The organism is Corynebacterium sp. KPL2830 (genome assembly GCF_040225635.1).
In the GTDB taxonomy this organism is placed as follows: Bacteria; Actinomycetota; Actinomycetes; order Mycobacteriales; family Mycobacteriaceae; genus Corynebacterium.
On sequence record NZ_JBEHFR010000010.1, the window covers coordinates 63,944 to 79,586 of the forward strand.

Here is a 15,643-nt window from a genome sequence, read left to right on the forward strand (position 1 = left end):
CTATGAAGCATTCAGCATTTCGCAATAGCCAAGAATCCTTTCTTTCTGATTCCCTGGCCGGTTTCATTGCCCAGCATCCGGATGCCACCTGGCACGATGCGGGCTTCATTGGGCGCAGCACCCCGCTGCGCACGGCCGAAGATAAACCGGCCGTCGCGGTCATCTCTGGTGGCGGATCCGGGCACGAGCCCATGCACGCCGGCTTCATTGGGCAAGGCATGCTCGCCGCTGCCTGCCCGGGCCTGCTGTTTACCTCCCCGAATGCGGTCCAGGTCAGCGAAGCCACGCAGTGGGCCGATCAGGGTAGGGGAGTGCTGCACATTGTGAAGAACTACACCGGTGATGTCATGAACTTCACCGTGGCGCGCAATGCGGCAGAGGCGGTGGATACGCGTTCAGTCTTAGTTGCCGATGACATTGCTACCGAAGGCACCGGCGAGGGCCCTGGCCGGCGCGGTACGGGTGCCACGATTCTGGTGGAAAAGGTGGCCGGTGCCGCGGCGTACCGCGGCGATGACTTGGATAAGGTCACCGAGCTTGCGAAACGGACCGCCGATCAATCCCGCAGCATGTCCGTGGCACTGGGATCCGGCTTTTTGCCTACTACGGGCCGCGATACCTTTGATCTAGATGACGGGCACATGGAAGTCGGCGTGGGCATCCACGGTGAGCCTGGCACGCACACGGAGAAGGTTGATAATGCCCATGCCATCGTGGCCACCGTGCTGGAAAAGCTGGGTGCTGCCCTCGACATCAGCAGCGGCGACGAGGTGGTGTGCCTAGTCAATGGCTTGGGCGGCACCACGCCTTTGGAGCTGAGCCTGGTCTTTGGCGAGGCTTCCGCGCAGCTGGCGGAAAAGGGAATTACGGTAGTGCGCTCCATGGTGGGCAACTACGTCACCGCGGTCAATATGCACGGCGTATCCATCACACTGCTCAAGGCAGACGACGAGCTGCTCGAGCTTATCGATGCCCTAACCCAAGCCCCCGCCTGGCCCCATACCCTGGGCGGTACAAAGCAGGTGGAATCGGCGCGGATTACCTTCGAGGATGAATTGCCCAGCGAAGGCGAAGAAAACCAGTGGTTGAGTGACTTCGTCGGCCGCGTGCAATCCTCCATCGAGGAGTTGACCGAGCTTGACCGCAAAGCCGGCGATGGGGACTTCGGTACCAATATGGAGGCGGCCCTCGAAAGCATCGAACTACCGCTGCGTGGCACGGATGATGAGATTTTCACCGGTTTGGCCAAGCGCTTCCTCGTTCTTGCGGGAGGAACCTCGGGCGCGGTCTTCGGCAGCTTCTTTAATGACATGGCCCGAGCGGAGACCTTAGCGGAAAGTTTGAGCAGCGCGGCGGAGTTCATTCAAGAACTGGGCGGCGCGCAGCGCGGGGATTGCACCATGCTCGATGCGCTCATTCCGGCCGCTGAAAAGGCGCAAGAAATCGGTGCAGAGCGCCCAGACGAGCAGACACTGCAGGCCCTTTACGAGGCCGCGCGCGAAGGCGTGGAGGAAACCGGAAAGATCACCGCCAAGAAGGGGCGCGCGTCTTACCTGGGAGACCGCAGCAAGGGGGTTATCGATCCCGGTGCCCTCGTGGTCAGCTGGTTATTTGGGGGACAAGCCCTGTCGGCCGACTAGGGCAACGTTAGCGCGATCGCTGAGAGCGTTATGTCTTGCACAGCGGAGAGGAAGTAAATTCTTTACAATGGCTGGCATGACTCAGAAGACCGCAACTGCAACGATGCATACCAACTACGGCGATATTGTTATCGATCTCTTCGGTAACCACGCACCGGTAACCGTGGAAAACTTCATCGGCCTGGCAAAGGGCGAAAAGGACTACTCCACCCAGAACGCAAAGGGCGAGCAGTCCGGCCCGTTCTACGATGGCGCCATCTTCCACCGCATCATCGATAACTTCATGATCCAGGGCGGCGACCCCACCGGCACCGGCCGCGGTGGCCCGGGCTACCAGTTCCAGGATGAGTTTCACCCAGAGCTGCAGTTCGACCGCCCATTCCTGTTGGCCATGGCAAATGCCGGCCCAGGTACCAACGGTTCCCAGTTCTTCATCACCGTGGCGCCGACCCCGCATCTGAACAACCACCACACCATCTTCGGTGAGGTCACTGACCCTGCTTCGCAGGAAGTCGTTTCCAAGATTGGCAAGGTCGACACCGACCGGATGGACCGTCCGCACGAGGACGTTGTCATCGAGTCCATCGATATCGCCTAAGCGTTTTCTCGCTCCGCGCCCGGCACCACACCCTTCCCGTGGTGCCGGGTTCGTTTAGTTTTATCCGATTGCCAGTAAAGGATCATTTTCCACGCCATGGTGAAAAACTATCTGCGAACCGCCCCCGTTACTGCGATTATTGCCGCGATCTGCATCATCGCGTGGTCAATTACCGCGGTACAAGCTCGAACATTGGGCGAGACCTTCTTTCTTTCGACGCTTAGTCAAGACTGGGCGCTGTGGGGCCCGCTGTACGCCGATGCACCGCTCACGGCGCTGTCCTCGGAATTTATGCACTTGGACGGCGGGCACCTCGCGGTCAATATGGTGATGCTGCTGCTCATTGGTAGGGAAGTAGAGCGCGCCCTCGACACTGGGTTATACATTGCCGCGTACCTGGTTTCGTGCCTAGGCGCTTCCGCTATGGTGCTGTGGTTCGATTTTGGCACGCCCACGGTAGGCGCCTCCGGGGCGATCTTTGCGCTGATGGGCATGCTGGTGGGCGTCTTCCGGCAACGCGGGATGGATCTGCGCGCGCCCATCGTCCTCGTATTGGTCAATGTGGGCTATACCTTCGTCGCGGAGGGAGTCTCCCTGTGGGGCCACCTTGGCGGGTTGTGCACCGGCATCATCTTGAGCTTCTTCCTCTTTCATCGAAATAAAACCGTGCGGTGGGCGGGTGTCGCAATCACTGGTGCGGTCATCATTGTGTTATTGGCCCTGCGAGCTGGGGTTTGGGGATAACTGTGGAATTTGATCACCGGAATGGGTGTGCGAAAGAAATCCACAATAGTTATCCACATTGTGGATAACCACATTCTTGTAATTTACCGAACGCTTTTCCGGAGTTTTCCCTGATCACACAGGTTATAGCGGTATCGGCGGCCAAAAAGTCACCTGTGGAAGGCCGTGAAAACACTTATCCACAGGGTGGGGATAAGTCTGTGAAATAAATTTTCCACAGGTTTCTTCCACAGCCTGTGGATAACTTTGTACCCATCGTGTGGGCGAAAAAGTAGATTGGGGCCACTGACCTGCACAAGGAGGACTGTGGATAAACAACCGCACGCTGTGATCGTCGGCGCAGGGCCCAATGGGCTCACCGCCGCGGCCCGCCTCGCCACGGCCGGTTGGCGCGTGGATGTGTATGAGCGCGCCAGTCACCCGGGTGGGGCGGCGGCATCGTCGACGGAGATCTTCCCGGGCACCATCGTCGATCTCGGCGCGGCTGGTCACCCCTTCGGCGTGGCGAGCCCGGCCTTCCGCGCGCTGGATCTGGAATCGCACGGCCTGCGCTGGCGGCACGCACCGTATCCCATGGCCCATCCACTAGAGGGCGCGCCGGCCGCCATCCTCCACCGCTCTCTTGCGGAGACCGCTACGGGGCTCGGCGCCGATGCCCAAGCATGGACCCGCCTGCACGGCCACATGGTGCGCAATATCGATGCGCATCTCACTAATGCGCTAACCCCACTGGTGCGCTGGCCCGAGCACCCGGTGCGCTTGGCGCAGTTTGGCGTGCCGGGCCTGCTGCCGGCGAGCACTTTGGCTCGGGCGGCATTGTCCTCCCCACAGGCGCGTGCCCTGTTTTCTGGCAGCGCCGTGCACGCAATCACCTCACCTACCAGGGCTTTTACCTCTGCTTTCGGCCTGCTCTTTGGCGCGCTCGGCATGACCCGCGGCTGGCCAGTGGTGGAAGGCGGTACGCAGGCGCTTAGCGGCGCCCTCCTAAACCTCCTCCGCTCCCACGGCGCGCGCATCCATACCGGTGCCGAGATCACCGATGTGCGCAGCTTGCCTCGCGCCGATGCCCTCATCCTCAATCTCACCCCGCGCCAGATCCTTAGGCTGGGCGGGCTCGACCTTCCTGCACGGACTCGACGAAACCTGCGGCGGTGGCGCTATGGCAGCGCGGTGTACAAGGTGGACTTTCACCTCAGCGAACCTGTGCCGTGGACCGATCCCCGCGTGGGCCAAGCTGGCACCGTCCATGTGGGTGGCAGCTTGGAGGAAATCAGTGGGGCGGAAAGGGACATCGGCAAGCGCCGCATGCCCGTAAATCCCCTGGTCATGGTGTGTCAGCAATATGTGGCTGACCCGTCGCGCGGGCTGGCGCTGTGGACCTATGCCCACGTGCCGCACGGCTACCAGGAGCGCTACCCGGGTGAGGTTAGTGAACTTATTGCCCAGCAGATAGAGCGTTTCGCACCCGGTTTTCGCGATACTATTCTGGCCATCCACACCACGAGTCCGGCCGATCTGGAACGCTGGAACCCTAACCTGGTGGGCGGCGATATTGCCGGCGGTTCCATGAGTGGGCTGCAATCCGTGCTGCGCCCGCGCCTCTCCGCGCACCCGCACCGGCTCGCGCCGGGAATATTCATGGCATCGAGTTCCACTGCGCCCGGGGCCGGGGTCCATGGCATGCCCGGATGGTGGGCCGCTGGGGATGTGGCTACCCCTTAATAGGAGCCCGGCGTTCGCAGTAGAGGAAAACCGCACCGATCATCCACAGCGTTACCGCGGCAAGATATCCGGGGGTGGTCGTGGTCTGCGGTTCGATACTATTGCCTGGGATAAGCCCAGTAATCAGTGGCTCCAGCACGAAGCCGAGCACGGCAACGTAATCTAGCCAGCCGAACCTGTGGGACAAAGCCCCCGCCACGCCGAAAAGTGGCCCGGCGATAAGGGCGAAGAGGAACCACGTGGCATTAGAGGAAAAAGCCGTCTGCCAGTCGTAGATACCAAAGGTGAAAAGCAGCGCGTAGTGCACTGCCAACATGAACAAGAGTATGCCGGCTCCTGCGAAAAAGGCCGATCTCCACCGGTGGGCGCACGCCTTGCCCATGAGGTAGGCAAATAATGCCCACACCATGCCAGAGCCCAGCACTGGGCCAAGGTAATTGCGTAAGGAAAGGCGCGCGGGTGCGGTGCCTTCGATCAGGGCCGGATCAGAAAACGCGATATGGACGACGGCATAGGCCACCGAGACGGCTAAGCCGGCCAAGAGAACGTACTGGGACCGGTGCCGCGGCGGTGCGGGTGAACGACTGGTCATGGTGTGCTCCTTGAGATGAGGATCCCGCCATGTCCGAGGCGAGTACTTGTGAAGGACATGAAACGGTTATAATTTCAATAATAATAATTGCATGCGCGATATCGCGGAAGAGCACTCTTAGTGGTCATTTAGACAGTAGATCGCACCCAATTTATCCCTGCGCTTTTGCAGGGTAGCTGCTTGATGACAAGACCGGAGGGCCCAGTTGAGCAGACTGATTATCAAGGCAATGAGCATGGATATGTCTCAAAATGCACATATAGGGCTAGTCATGAAGCAACAACCACAGTGCTAAGGGCTACGTAACTTAAAGGAGATACGTGGTCAGTTTTCATCTCTATTCTTCCGTAGGTCATTCATTGGTCGGGCGCATAAAGATATCCATCATCGAGAGGGTGGGATCTGACGAGGCAAAGATCCGGTCTGTTATATCACGCGGCGACCAGCTATCAGGGAAATCCTTGAACTCATTTGTGACAGTTCCGAGGGCCAAATCGGGACTATTTTTAACAGCAGTGAGGATGGTGAAAACCTCGTCAGGGGTGGCGTGGGAAGAGTTTATGTCATTAGCGCCGGTGGCATCAGCAATGCTGGCCCAATCATTTACTTCCGCAATATCGCTTAAAATATTAGAAACAATAGTTTCTGGTTTTAAATCCATATTTACGTTCTCCTGACGTGACGCGGTGGTTGGCGTAGGTAGCGCGCTTGCTAGAGAGAAGCCGAGGGTAGAGGTGGCATCGGCAAGCGATACTTCCTAAAGATCAATGTAGTCCAGTGGCTGGTGCGGGTCTATGCCTAAACGAAGTTGAGCATCACAGTCGATAGTCCTCGAAAATCTCACATAAAAAAGTGAAAGTGACATCATTGACACTGGGGTATGGTACCAATAGGTTATAACATAGTGCTGCGCTGGGATATCGGCGCGTTTATGGGATGGTGCCTGCCCACACAACAGAAAAGTGAACGAAATATGCAGACACAGACGAAGGGCCGCGTAGAAGGCCTGTACATCGACGAGAACGTCGAGCTGCGCGCTGGTGCGCTGAACTTTGGCGGGCGCATTGAAGACATCTCGCTTGGCGATGTCCCCGCAGCGCACGCGGCCTGGCAAGCCGGTGACCCAAACGTTTTGCTGTGGGTTCCAGGTTTTGTGGACCTGCACAATCACGGCGGCAATGGTGGAAGCTTTCCCAATGGTGATTATGACCAGTGCCGCGCCGCCGCGCGCTTTCATCGCGCCCACGGCACCACCACGCTGATAGCCAGCATGGTTTCTGGGACGCAAGCGGAGCTGTGCGCGCGGGCGGAGTTGCTTGCCACGCTGGCAGATGAGGGGGATATCGCCGGCATCCATATGGAAGGCCCGTTTATCGCCGCGGCCAAATGTGGCGCGCAGGATCCATCGCGCATCGTGCCGGGAGACCCAGACTTTTTCCGCGCGGTGATCGACGCCGCCCGCGGCCACCTGCGGTCCATTACTTTCGCCCCAGAAACCCAGGCCGCTGCAGAGATCCTTGAGGTTTGTGCAGAACACGATATTATCGCCAGCTTGGGCCATACCGAAGCCGATTATGAGACCACGCTGCGGATCATGGAGCAGGCGAAAGACTTGGGCGTCACCGTGACCGGCACCCACCTTTTTAACGCCATGCCGCCCATCCACCACCGTGCACCCGGCACGGTGGCCGCGCTACTCACCGGCTCGAAAGCGGGCGATGCGGGGGTAGAGCTTATTGCCGATGGCGTGCATCTTGCCGATGGCACCGTGGATATGGCCTATAACCGCCGCTCCTTTGCGGTCACCGATGCGATGGCCGCTGCCGGCATGGCCGATGGCTCCTATGAGCTGGGCTCCCTGCCCGTTACCGTGACCGGCGGCGTGGCGCGGGTGGACAGCGGCGCCATCGCCGGTGGAACCTCCACCTTGGCGCAGCAATTTGCGCGTTTTGCCGCGCGCCACGGCGCAGAGGAAGCGGTTCGGTTTACTTCCACCACGGCTGCGGACGTGTTGGGGGATAAGGACGTGGGCCGTTTGGCTCCCGGTAAGCGCGCCAACCTCGTGGGCCTGAATGCTCGATTCGAACCTGTGCGAGTCATCGCTGATGGTATCGACATCGCCGCCGCGACAGATACTGATTTACGTTAGGAAAGCACTGCATGGATATCCTCATTCGTTCCACACCAGCAGAGGTGGCTATTGCCGCCGCCGATATCTTCGTCCGCTATGCCAACGCCGGGGCCACCTTGGGGCTGGCCACGGGTTCTACTCCGGTAGCGATGTATCAAGAACTCACCGCCCGCTACGAGCGCCAGGAGGTGAGTTTCGCTCGCAGCCGCGCCTTCCTCCTCGATGAATACGTGGGGCTGGCTCGCTCCCATGAGCAGTCGTATTACTCCACCATCCGCCGCGTATTTACCAGCCACGTCGACTTCATCGATGAGTTAGTGCAGAGCCCCGAGGGCGATGCCGCGGACTCGGACCGCGCCGCAGCCGCCTATGACCAGGCCATTCGCCATGCTGGCGGCATCGATATCCAGCTGCTTGGCATCGGTGGCAATGGGCACATCGGCTTTAATGAGCCCTCCAGCTCCTTGCAATCGCGCACGCGCCTGGAAACGCTGCACCCGCGGACGGTGCAGGATAATGCCCGCTTCTTCGAGAACACGGACAGTGTTCCTCGCTATGCGCTAACCCAGGGGCTCGGCACCATCAGCGAAGCCCGCCACCTATTGCTGCTGGCCACTGGGACTGAAAAATCCAGCGCGGTCCGCGACATGGTGGAGGGCCCGCTGTCCGCGCACTGCCCGGCCTCGGTCCTCCAGCTACACCAGCGGGCCACGGTGATTCTCGATGAAGACGCGGCTTCCCAGCTGGAAGATCACGAGTACTACCGCTTTGTGGATGAGCACCGCCCGCACTAAAGCCCTCTTTTACCTCTTTACACCTTTGAAAGGACTCCTCCCGTGAAACTCAATATTATGGGGCCGCTGCAGCGGCTCGGAAAGGCGCTGATGGGCGCCGTGGCAGTACTGCCTGTCGCGGCGATCCTCGGCGGCGTTGGCTACTGGATAGCCAGCGTTGCCGGCCAGGATAACGTGGTCGCGCAGCTGCTCGTCAGCTCCGGTGGTGCCGTGCTGGATAACCTGGGCTGGATCTTCGCCGTAGCCATCGCCTTTGGCCTGGCCAAAGACTCCAATGGTGCCTCCGCACTGTCCGGTTTCCTGGCGTATGCCACCTTCATGAAGCTCTTGGGCCCCGACGCGGTGGCCGGCTATCGCGGCATCGAAGATCCCGAGGCTCTTACGGGCGACGAAGCCGTCGAATGGGCGGCTGAAGGTTGGAATGCAGTCGGTGACGGCAACGTTCTTTTCGGCATCCTTGCAGGCATCATGGCGGCGATGATCTATAACCGCTTCCATGGCACTAAGCTGCCGGACTTCCTGGCCTTCTTCTCTGGCCGCCGCCTCGTCCCCATCCTCACTGCGCTTTTCGCCATCGTGGTTTCCGCCATCCTCTACTTCGTATGGCCCTTCATTTACCACGCGCTCTTCAACTTCGGTACCTCCATCCAGGGCCTCGGTGCTGCGGGTGCGGGCATCTACGGCGTGGCCAACCGCCTGCTCATTCCGACGGGTCTGCACCACGCACTGAACTCCGTGTTCTGGTTCGACGTTATTGGTATTAACGACATCGGTAACTTCCAATCCGGCCAATCCACTATCGACGCGGCCGCCGCGGCTACCTCCGCCGCAGAGTGCCCTGGTATTTGGGAAAACGGACAATGCACCGTGGACGGAGTTGTTGGGCGCTACCAGGCCGGATTCTTCCCAATCATGATGTTCGGCCTGCCAGGTGCCGCCCTGGCCATGTACCTGCGCGCGGACAAGGGCCGCCGCAAGGTCATCGGCTCCCTCATGGCCGCAGGCGCCCTAGCTTCCTTCTTCACCGGCGTGACTGAGCCACTGGAGTTCTCCTTTATGTTCGTCGCCCCGCTGCTTTATGTGGTGCACGCGCTGCTGACCGGCCTCTCCGTCTTTATCGCCGCCACGATGGAATGGACCGCGGGCTTCGGCTTCTCCGCAGGTTTCGTGGACATGCTGTTGTCCTCGCAAAACCCGCTAGCGAATAAGTGGTACATGCTCCTAATTATGGGCGTTATTTTCTTCGCCCTGTATTTCGTTATATTCTACTACCTCATCGGCTGGTTTAACCTGAAGACCCCGGGCCGCGGCGATGACGAGGACGCCCCTGAAGACGACGATGCCGCCGCAGGCGATGATAAGACCGCCGCTTCCGCCTCCCGCATCATCGAGGGTCTCGGCGGCAAGGACAATATCGATTCCTTGGACTACTGCACCACCCGCCTGCGCGTGGGTGTGAAGGATCGCGCGCTTGTCGATGACCCCACTATCAAGCGCGCCGGGATTTCCGGCGTCATCCACCCCTCCGAAAAGAACGTGCAGGTCATCGTGGGCCCCTCCGTGCAGTTCATGTTTGACGAGGTCAACCAACAGCTGCGCACCGGCTCTGCAGCGGTAGCTACGGCGCCGGCGAAGCCTAGCGAAGATTCTCTCCCCGCAGAGAAAATCGGGACCGATGTGGAGCTCCGCGCCCCGTTCGAGGGAACCGTCGTGCCTCTCTCCGAGGTCCCCGATGAGTCCTTTGCTCAGGGCATGGTGGGCGAAGGCTTCGCCGTCATTCCTACCGAGATCGATGCCTTCGATGTCTGTGCCCCAGTAGATGGCACCATCACGATGGTCTTCAAGACCGGCCATGCCTTTGGCATGCGGACTGAAGAAGGTCTTGACCTGCTCATTCACATCGGCATCGATACCGTGGAATTGAAGGGCGAGGGCTTTACTAAGCTCGTGGACAAGGGCGATGTCGTCCGCGCCGGCACCCCCATCATCGCGGTGGAGTCTGAGAAGCTGCGCGAACGCGGCATCAACCTCATTACCCCGGTGGTCTGCCCCACGGCAAAGCAAATCGCTGGAGTAGATATCGAACACGAGGGCCGCGCTGACCAGAGCGTCTCCGTTGCCCGTGTGCGCCCGGCTGGCCACTAGAATTTGCCCTTCCAGCTTTTCTTTGAGACTGGTGGCCAGGTCTAGAAGTTCGTCCGGGTTATCTGCGGGGCGCTGTTGAGATAGATTTCGCTGCGCCTTGCGCACGAACTTTGAGAGTGTGCCGGCGCCGCGCGCTAGTGGGGAAGCGGCAGGAAGTTCCGCCAGTAGTGCCGTAAGTGTTTGGCGGCACTACTGGCGGCGTCTAACGTGTACTTGTAGTCTCCAGTGTCCCCGTGGGCTCCGATGAACAAAGCTCACTGAAATGTCCTAGGAACAAAACCCGGGGCACTTCAAATTTCTGTCGCGCTAACGTGGTCGAGTCCCTGCGGCAGCGGCTTTTCACAACTTCATGGGCGGTTCAGTTGATGCCGGTAAGGAAACCTGAGAGTGTCTAATGGTTTGTGTGTGGGAACCTAACCCGCATAAGGAGATGAACCAGAATGACTACTATGGCGAGACGAGATCCGGCTGATAAGGCCAAGATTGATGCGATTGAAAAGAAGCTGCTTGCTAACCCAGAAATCGCGAAACTGATTGATGAGCTAGGCACGTCCACCACGGATGCCAACGACCTAGTTCGGGGCATGTTGCAAGCCTCAATTACCCGGGGTTTGAATGCTGAAATGGATGCCCACCTAGGCTATGAGTCTGGCGACAGAGCAGCTAAAGCTGCAGCTAGAACAGACAATTACCGCAACGGGTCGTATCCAAAGACCGTGGATTCTAACTGCGGGCCAGTCACCGTTGATGTCCCTCGGGATCGGGCTGGAACATTCTTGCCGACTATGGTCCCTAAAGGTTCTAGGCGCTTGACTGATGTTGATGACATGATCGTCAGCTTGTATGCCGGTGGGATGACCATTCGGGATATCCAGCATCATATGGCTACTGCGATGCGTGTCGATATTTTCCATGAGACGATTTCTGCGGTTACTGACGCCGTGCTCGATGAGGTTATGGTCTGGCAAAACCGCCAGTTAGACGAGTTCTACCCCGTGGTTTTCCTGGATGCGTTGCGCATTAAAGTCCGCGACGACGGCCGAGTAGTCAACAAATCTGCGTACATGGCAATCGGCGTGGATCTCGACGGTATTAAGCACATTTTAGGATTGTGGATTGCCAAGGAAGAAGGTGCTTCCTTTTGGGCACACGTGTGCGCCAACGTTTCTAACCGTGGGGTCAAGGACGTCTTTATCGTCTGCTGTGACGGGCTGAAAGGCCTGCCAGAGGCAGTTGAGGCAACCTGGCCGAACTCTATGGTGCAAACCTGTATCGTGCACCTGATTCGCGCCGCTAACCGGTGGGTAGCCTACGGGGATCGCCGGGGCGTATCAGCCGCGTTGAAAAAGATTTACACTGCCACGGACGAGCCCACAGCACAGGTTGCTTTAGACGAATTTGAAGCCTCCGAGCTGGGTGAGAAATATCCCCGCTCAGTCAAGGTCTGGCGTGATGCGTGGGCGCGTTTCGTACCGTTTCTGCAGTTCCCACCAGCAGCAAGGAAGGTCATCTATACAACGAATTCCATTGAATCGTTTAACAACCAGCTGCGTAAAGCCACCCGCAACAGGGTGCAGTTCACTAACGATGAATCCGCGCTCAAGACGCTGTGGTTGATGATCTGCAATATTGAAGACAAACGAGCTGTAAAGAGAGCCAAGCAGGGCAAACGAGTCTCAAGAACAGCCGGCAGACTCATGGAAGGAGCCCGAGTTTCTGGCTGGAAACAAGCCATCAACCAGATGGCCGTGGCTTTTCCCGACCGCTTCGACAAATACCTATAAACCTAGCCCCACACACAAACAACTTGACACGCTCGGAAACCTAGAGAGGCCCTAGCAGCACGGGGGATGAGTTTATTAAAGGCCGAAGGCGCCGCCGCTGACGAGGATGAAGGTACCCAGGCCGATCAAGACGATAGGGAACAGCACATGCTCCCAGCGTTCGAGAATCTCCGCGATGGGCGGACGGGTGGCCACGAACTTCGCCAACAGGACCAGGCCCGCCACCAGAATCAGAAAGACAACGCAGTAGATGATAACGGTGGCGGTATCCACGTTGAGAAAAACCGGGACATAGACGCCGATATTGTCGCCACCGTTGGCAAAGGTCACCCCGGCGACGGTCAAGACGCTTACGTTCTTTCCGCTGACTTTCGCGTCATCGTCGTCGTCATCGTCTCCCCGCCAGGCTTGCCAGGCCGCCCACAGCCCCAGGGCCAGGGGGATTAGCCCGAAGTAGGGGATCGCCTCGGTGGGCAGGAAGGCATCCGCCCCTAGGGTGACCAGAATCGTGGCTGCGAGGATGCCCGCGAAACCAAGATACTGCCCGGCCAGGATCCGAAGTGTGGTCCCTGCTTGGCCGGCCCCACGGGCGAAGAACAGCGAGAGCACGATGATGTCGTCGATATTGGTGGCGATAAACAGACCAACCGCCCCCAGGAGACCAGTTACCACTTACCTGTTCCCCTCTCCGGTGGCACACCCGGGCACGTCACATGCCGAGTCAATACACGGGGCATTTTCGTCGGCAGCCAGAGTGGTATCTAGCAGTGAGTTCAACGCTTGGACAAGATGGGCGTCGACGATCTCGTAGCGGGTCTTCCTCCCCTGCGGTTCTGCGACCACAATTCCGCAGTCCCGTAGGCAAGTGAGGTGGTTCGACACATTTGACCGCGTCAGTTCCAGTTCCCGGGCGAGAGCGGCCGGGTAGGCCGGGCCGCCCAGCAGGGTCAGGAGAATACGGGATCGGGTGGGATCGGCCATCGCCCGACCCAATCGGTTCATCACGTCCAAGCGCGAAGCAATAGTCAGCATGTACTGGACTATACAGCGTCTGCTGAACTGTTGCAACGAGGGGCGAACGTCGGCCCGACGGTGATGTGTGGGACACCAGCATCCTTCGGTACTGTCTGTGTCGAATTCGTTCGTCTATGAACAGCAGGCTGCCGCAAGGGTCACTCAGGCGGCCGAGGCCTCTGTTCCGGACAAGGACAAGGAGCAATCCGCGGGGCTGCCCCCACGAGCGTCAAGAAGAAAGCGTAACTGGCCGGCTGTCAGGGACGCCACCGCCTCCCACCCCTGACATATTGCCTTAGGGGTGGCGGTAATTCGACCATCCGCAGCTTAGGCTTGGCCCTTCAGCCAACTCCTGTCGATGACCCGGTGTGCATAGGAGATCATCGCCATGGCGTCGAGAAAATCTTGTCCCTTTTCTTCCGATCCCAGACGTGCGCGATGGGCGCGATCGTTACGAAGGTGTCCGTAGATTCCGTTGAGTAGATGGATGAATCCGAAATGCTCGGCCTCATCTGCTGGGCTGGAGAAATCGTTTATGAATCGTGGCCCAGGGTTATTGCGTGTACCGAACACGTACTGAGTGAGCTTCTCTCCGTCAAGCGCGCAGTCTGCGGGCCGGATACGTTCCATCAGTGACTTTGTCGCTTCGGTTACAGCATGGAACATCGACTGATTAATCAGTTCTTCTTCACAAAATCTCAGCGCCTCGGGATGAGTGCCGCGCAAGACAAGCTTCTCTTTTATCCGCCTGGTCAGGGCGTCGGCGCCGATGACGCCTTCACCTGTAGGGACGATGTGCCCCTCCTCGGTGACGCTGAACCGATAGGTGCGAAGGATTGTGTCGACGTCGGAGATGATCCGTTGACGCTTCTGTGGCCCCTTCAAGAACCGGGCTGGAGCTAGAGCCTCTGAAACAAAACGTGCCAGTGGCCCGCTCGACTCAGCGGATTGTTGCTCGTTCATCAAGGCGTGGTAGGCGATATCAGTCTTGGAGGAAAAACCCTCGAGCACCGTGATACCGGCCGCGGCGAAGACATTATGCATCTCCGTAGCTGAGATTCCCTCCCCTCCTGCCACGAGTGCCTTGCAGAGTGCGCGTGTCAGAGCGGGGTTAGCAACTGGAAGGTTATTTTTAGAAAGCATGCTATGAATTTAGCGAGTGCGTCCCAGCATGTGTCACCGGATAGGGAAGAGTGCGCAGTTTCTGGCACGCTGTTTGAAGTGTCCCAGGTTTTGTTCCGTTTGAGTAGATGGGAAAATCTGGAACATGCCGAGAAAATTTGACCAGGATGCAAAGGACCGAGTGGTCCGTCTTGTAGAGGACCGCATCGTGGCGGAAAATATGTCGATGCACCCCGCGTGCCAGGCAGTAGCCCCAAAGTTGGGGGTTTCATGGCACACGGCTCGTCAATGGACCCAGCAGGCCCGCCGTTCGGGAAACATCCCAGAACCTGTGCCTGAAAATGTGGCCGCCGAAAACGCGAGGCTGCGCCGTGAAAATCACCAGCTACGCGACACTAATGAGCTGCTGAAGGCCGCGTCAGCTTTTTCGCCTCATGACCAGGCCCCAAGCCTCGGTTATGATCCGGTTCATCGATGAATACCGGAATTATTTCTCTGTCGAGTTCATTTGTAAGACGTTGAAAAATAACCGGGCTGGTGGGTTTATCACCTCGCGTGGTTATCGCCAGTCCAAGGCCCGTGGGTTAAGTGCTCGTCGACTTCGCGATGCTGCGTTGGTTGAACGCATTAGTGCTGTTCATCGGGATAATGACGGTGTCTACGGCGTGCGGAAAATGTGGCATGCGCTTCACCGTGACGGAATCGATATCGGTCGTGAACAAACCGCTCGGCTGATGCGCCTGGCTGGCGTTTCTGGCACAGGCACAGGCGGATCACCAATCACAATCCGAAAAGCTAACGTGCCTGATTTGCGCCCAGATTTGGTCGAGCGTGAATTTAAAGCCCGGGGCCCGAATAAGCTGTGGGTGGCCGACATTACCTACGTGCGCACGAAGAAAGGCTTTGTGTAGAACGTGAGCTGCTGTGCGTGGCAGGCCTCGGGTGTTACGTATGGATAACGGCCCGGAGTTCATCAGCCGTGAGCTGGCTAGTTGGGCTGCTAAGCAAGACACTGTCGAGGCGTTCATCCCACCGGGGATGCCATGGCATAACGGGTTTGTGGAGTCCTTCCACAACCGGCTACGCGACGAGCTGTGAGAGGACGAGATGTTCGACGACCCCGCCCATGCGTCGCGTTGCCTGCGACTGTGGTCGAAGCGCTATAATACCTATTATCCTCATTCGAGCCTAGGGTTTATCCCGCCGACTGAGTACGCCAACCAATGAGCGTGTCAAGTTGTTTGTGTGTGGGGTTAGGTTTATAGGTATTTGTCGAAGCTGTCGGGGTAGGCCACGGCCATTTGGTTGATGGCTTGTTTCCAGCCGGATACTCGTGCTCCTTCCACGAGCCTGCTGG

15 protein-coding genes and 1 pseudogene are annotated in these 15,643 nt (G+C 58.6%); 11 read left to right on the top strand and 5 right to left on the bottom strand.

The window, feature by feature from the left end; all coding sequences use genetic code 11:
• The first annotated feature begins 2 nt into the window (after positions 1–2).
• The 4 genes from ABRP87_RS05105 to ABRP87_RS05120 all read left to right on the top strand — a co-directional run bounded on the left by ABRP87_RS05105 (position 3) and on the right by ABRP87_RS05120 (position 4,704).
• The gene (locus ABRP87_RS05105; protein WP_349867949.1) at positions 3–1,640 is read left to right on the top strand and encodes a dihydroxyacetone kinase family protein; all 1,638 of its coding nucleotides are present in this window, start codon (positions 3–5) and stop codon (positions 1,638–1,640) included.
• A 67-nt stretch (positions 1,641–1,707) separates the two neighbouring features.
• Positions 1,708–2,238 carry a peptidylprolyl isomerase gene (locus ABRP87_RS05110; protein ID WP_005280498.1) on the top strand — a complete coding sequence of 177 codons (531 nt, stop codon included), beginning with the start codon at positions 1,708–1,710 and terminating at the stop codon, positions 2,236–2,238.
• A 96-nt stretch (positions 2,239–2,334) separates the two neighbouring features.
• Positions 2,335–2,982 (top strand): rhomboid family intramembrane serine protease, encoded by a 648-nt coding sequence (locus tag ABRP87_RS05115; protein WP_349867950.1) that lies wholly within the window; start codon positions 2,335–2,337, stop codon positions 2,980–2,982.
• A 306-nt stretch (positions 2,983–3,288) separates the two neighbouring features.
• Positions 3,289–4,704 carry a phytoene desaturase family protein gene (locus ABRP87_RS05120; protein WP_349863816.1) on the top strand — a complete coding sequence of 472 codons (1,416 nt, stop codon included), beginning with the start codon at positions 3,289–3,291 and terminating at the stop codon, positions 4,702–4,704.
• Here the strand turns inward: ABRP87_RS05120 and ABRP87_RS05125 are convergent.
• Positions 4,694–5,296: a hypothetical protein gene (locus ABRP87_RS05125; RefSeq protein WP_239270127.1), complete on the bottom strand. Its 603-nt coding sequence runs from the start codon at positions 5,294–5,296 to the stop codon at positions 4,694–4,696. The genes ABRP87_RS05120 and ABRP87_RS05125 overlap by 11 nt on opposite strands.
• A gap of 352 nt (positions 5,297–5,648) precedes the next feature.
• A complete protein-coding gene (locus tag ABRP87_RS05130) occupies positions 5,649–5,957 on the bottom strand; it encodes a hypothetical protein (RefSeq protein ID WP_239270128.1) in 309 nt (102 codons plus the stop codon).
• A gap of 312 nt (positions 5,958–6,269) precedes the next feature.
• On the opposite strand from ABRP87_RS05130, the gene ABRP87_RS05135 reads away from it, so the two are divergent.
• The 4 genes from ABRP87_RS05135 to ABRP87_RS05150 all read left to right on the top strand — a co-directional run bounded on the left by ABRP87_RS05135 (position 6,270) and on the right by ABRP87_RS05150 (position 12,150).
• Positions 6,270–7,445 (top strand): N-acetylglucosamine-6-phosphate deacetylase, encoded by a 1,176-nt coding sequence (locus ABRP87_RS05135; protein ID WP_349867951.1) that lies wholly within the window; start codon positions 6,270–6,272, stop codon positions 7,443–7,445.
• An 11-nt stretch (positions 7,446–7,456) separates the two neighbouring features.
• The gene (gene nagB, locus ABRP87_RS05140; protein ID WP_239270130.1) at positions 7,457–8,221 is read left to right on the top strand and encodes a glucosamine-6-phosphate deaminase; all 765 of its coding nucleotides are present in this window, start codon (positions 7,457–7,459) and stop codon (positions 8,219–8,221) included.
• A gap of 57 nt (positions 8,222–8,278) precedes the next feature.
• Positions 8,279–10,366 (top strand): N-acetylglucosamine-specific PTS transporter subunit IIBC, encoded by a 2,088-nt coding sequence (nagE, locus tag ABRP87_RS05145; RefSeq protein ID WP_034659479.1) that lies wholly within the window; start codon positions 8,279–8,281, stop codon positions 10,364–10,366.
• Between the two features lie 449 nt (positions 10,367–10,815).
• Positions 10,816–12,150, top strand: a complete 1,335-nt coding sequence (locus tag ABRP87_RS05150; RefSeq protein ID WP_349867953.1) for an IS256 family transposase — start codon at positions 10,816–10,818, stop codon at positions 12,148–12,150.
• 75 nt (positions 12,151–12,225) lie between these two features.
• Here ABRP87_RS05150 and ABRP87_RS05155 read toward each other — a convergent pair whose 3' ends face one another.
• The 3 genes from ABRP87_RS05155 to ABRP87_RS05165 all read right to left on the bottom strand — a co-directional run bounded on the left by ABRP87_RS05155 (position 12,226) and on the right by ABRP87_RS05165 (position 14,307).
• On the bottom strand, positions 12,226–12,822 hold the full coding sequence (locus ABRP87_RS05155; RefSeq protein ID WP_023024704.1) for a cadmium resistance transporter: 597 nt from the start codon (positions 12,820–12,822) through the stop codon (positions 12,226–12,228).
• A complete protein-coding gene (cmtR, locus tag ABRP87_RS05160) occupies positions 12,823–13,182 on the bottom strand; it encodes a Cd(II)/Pb(II)-sensing metalloregulatory transcriptional regulator CmtR (protein WP_023024707.1) in 360 nt (119 codons plus the stop codon).
• Positions 13,183–13,491: 309 nt separating this feature from the next.
• Positions 13,492–14,307: a TIGR02391 family protein gene (locus ABRP87_RS05165; protein ID WP_023024709.1), complete on the bottom strand. Its 816-nt coding sequence runs from the start codon at positions 14,305–14,307 to the stop codon at positions 13,492–13,494.
• A 99-nt stretch (positions 14,308–14,406) separates the two neighbouring features.
• Between ABRP87_RS05165 and ABRP87_RS05170 the strand changes: the two are divergent.
• The 3 genes and pseudogenes from ABRP87_RS05170 to ABRP87_RS11270 all read left to right on the top strand — a co-directional run bounded on the left by ABRP87_RS05170 (position 14,407) and on the right by ABRP87_RS11270 (position 15,384).
• Positions 14,407–14,764, top strand: a pseudogene (locus tag ABRP87_RS05170) (transposase).
• Positions 14,745–15,197 (top strand): IS3 family transposase, encoded by a 453-nt coding sequence (locus ABRP87_RS05175; protein ID WP_349867952.1) that lies wholly within the window; start codon positions 14,745–14,747, stop codon positions 15,195–15,197. The pseudogene ABRP87_RS05170 and the gene ABRP87_RS05175 overlap by 20 nt, the downstream one beginning before the upstream one ends.
• A 40-nt stretch (positions 15,198–15,237) precedes the next feature.
• A complete protein-coding gene (locus tag ABRP87_RS11270; RefSeq protein ID WP_349863848.1) occupies positions 15,238–15,384 on the top strand; it encodes an integrase core domain-containing protein in 147 nt (48 codons plus the stop codon).
• Positions 15,385–15,643: the final 259 nt, after the last annotated feature.

Bases quoted from the DNA above. Each gene is read 5' to 3' on its own strand.
- ABRP87_RS05165 (WP_023024709.1), bottom strand. From the start codon at position 14,307: ATGCTTTCTAAAAATAACCTTCCAGTTGCTAACCCCGCTCTGACACGC.
- nagB (WP_239270130.1), top strand. From the start codon at position 7,457: ATGGATATCCTCATTCGTTCCACACCAGCAGAGGTGGCTATTGCCGCC.
- ABRP87_RS05105 (WP_349867949.1), top strand. From the start codon at position 3: ATGAAGCATTCAGCATTTCGCAATAGCCAAGAATCCTTTCTTTCTGAT.
- cmtR (WP_023024707.1), bottom strand. From the start codon at position 13,182: ATGCTGACTATTGCTTCGCGCTTGGACGTGATGAACCGATTGGGTCGG.
- ABRP87_RS05135 (WP_349867951.1), top strand. From the start codon at position 6,270: ATGCAGACACAGACGAAGGGCCGCGTAGAAGGCCTGTACATCGACGAG.
- ABRP87_RS05130 (WP_239270128.1), bottom strand. From the start codon at position 5,957: ATGGATTTAAAACCAGAAACTATTGTTTCTAATATTTTAAGCGATATT.
- ABRP87_RS05125 (WP_239270127.1), bottom strand. From the start codon at position 5,296: ATGACCAGTCGTTCACCCGCACCGCCGCGGCACCGGTCCCAGTACGTT.
- ABRP87_RS05110 (WP_005280498.1), top strand. From the start codon at position 1,708: ATGGCTGGCATGACTCAGAAGACCGCAACTGCAACGATGCATACCAAC.
- ABRP87_RS05175 (WP_349867952.1), top strand. From the start codon at position 14,745: ATGATCCGGTTCATCGATGAATACCGGAATTATTTCTCTGTCGAGTTC.
- nagE (WP_034659479.1), top strand. From the start codon at position 8,279: ATGGGGCCGCTGCAGCGGCTCGGAAAGGCGCTGATGGGCGCCGTGGCA.
- ABRP87_RS05150 (WP_349867953.1), top strand. From the start codon at position 10,816: ATGGCGAGACGAGATCCGGCTGATAAGGCCAAGATTGATGCGATTGAA.
- ABRP87_RS11270 (WP_349863848.1), top strand. From the start codon at position 15,238: ATGGATAACGGCCCGGAGTTCATCAGCCGTGAGCTGGCTAGTTGGGCT.
- ABRP87_RS05115 (WP_349867950.1), top strand. From the start codon at position 2,335: ATGGTGAAAAACTATCTGCGAACCGCCCCCGTTACTGCGATTATTGCC.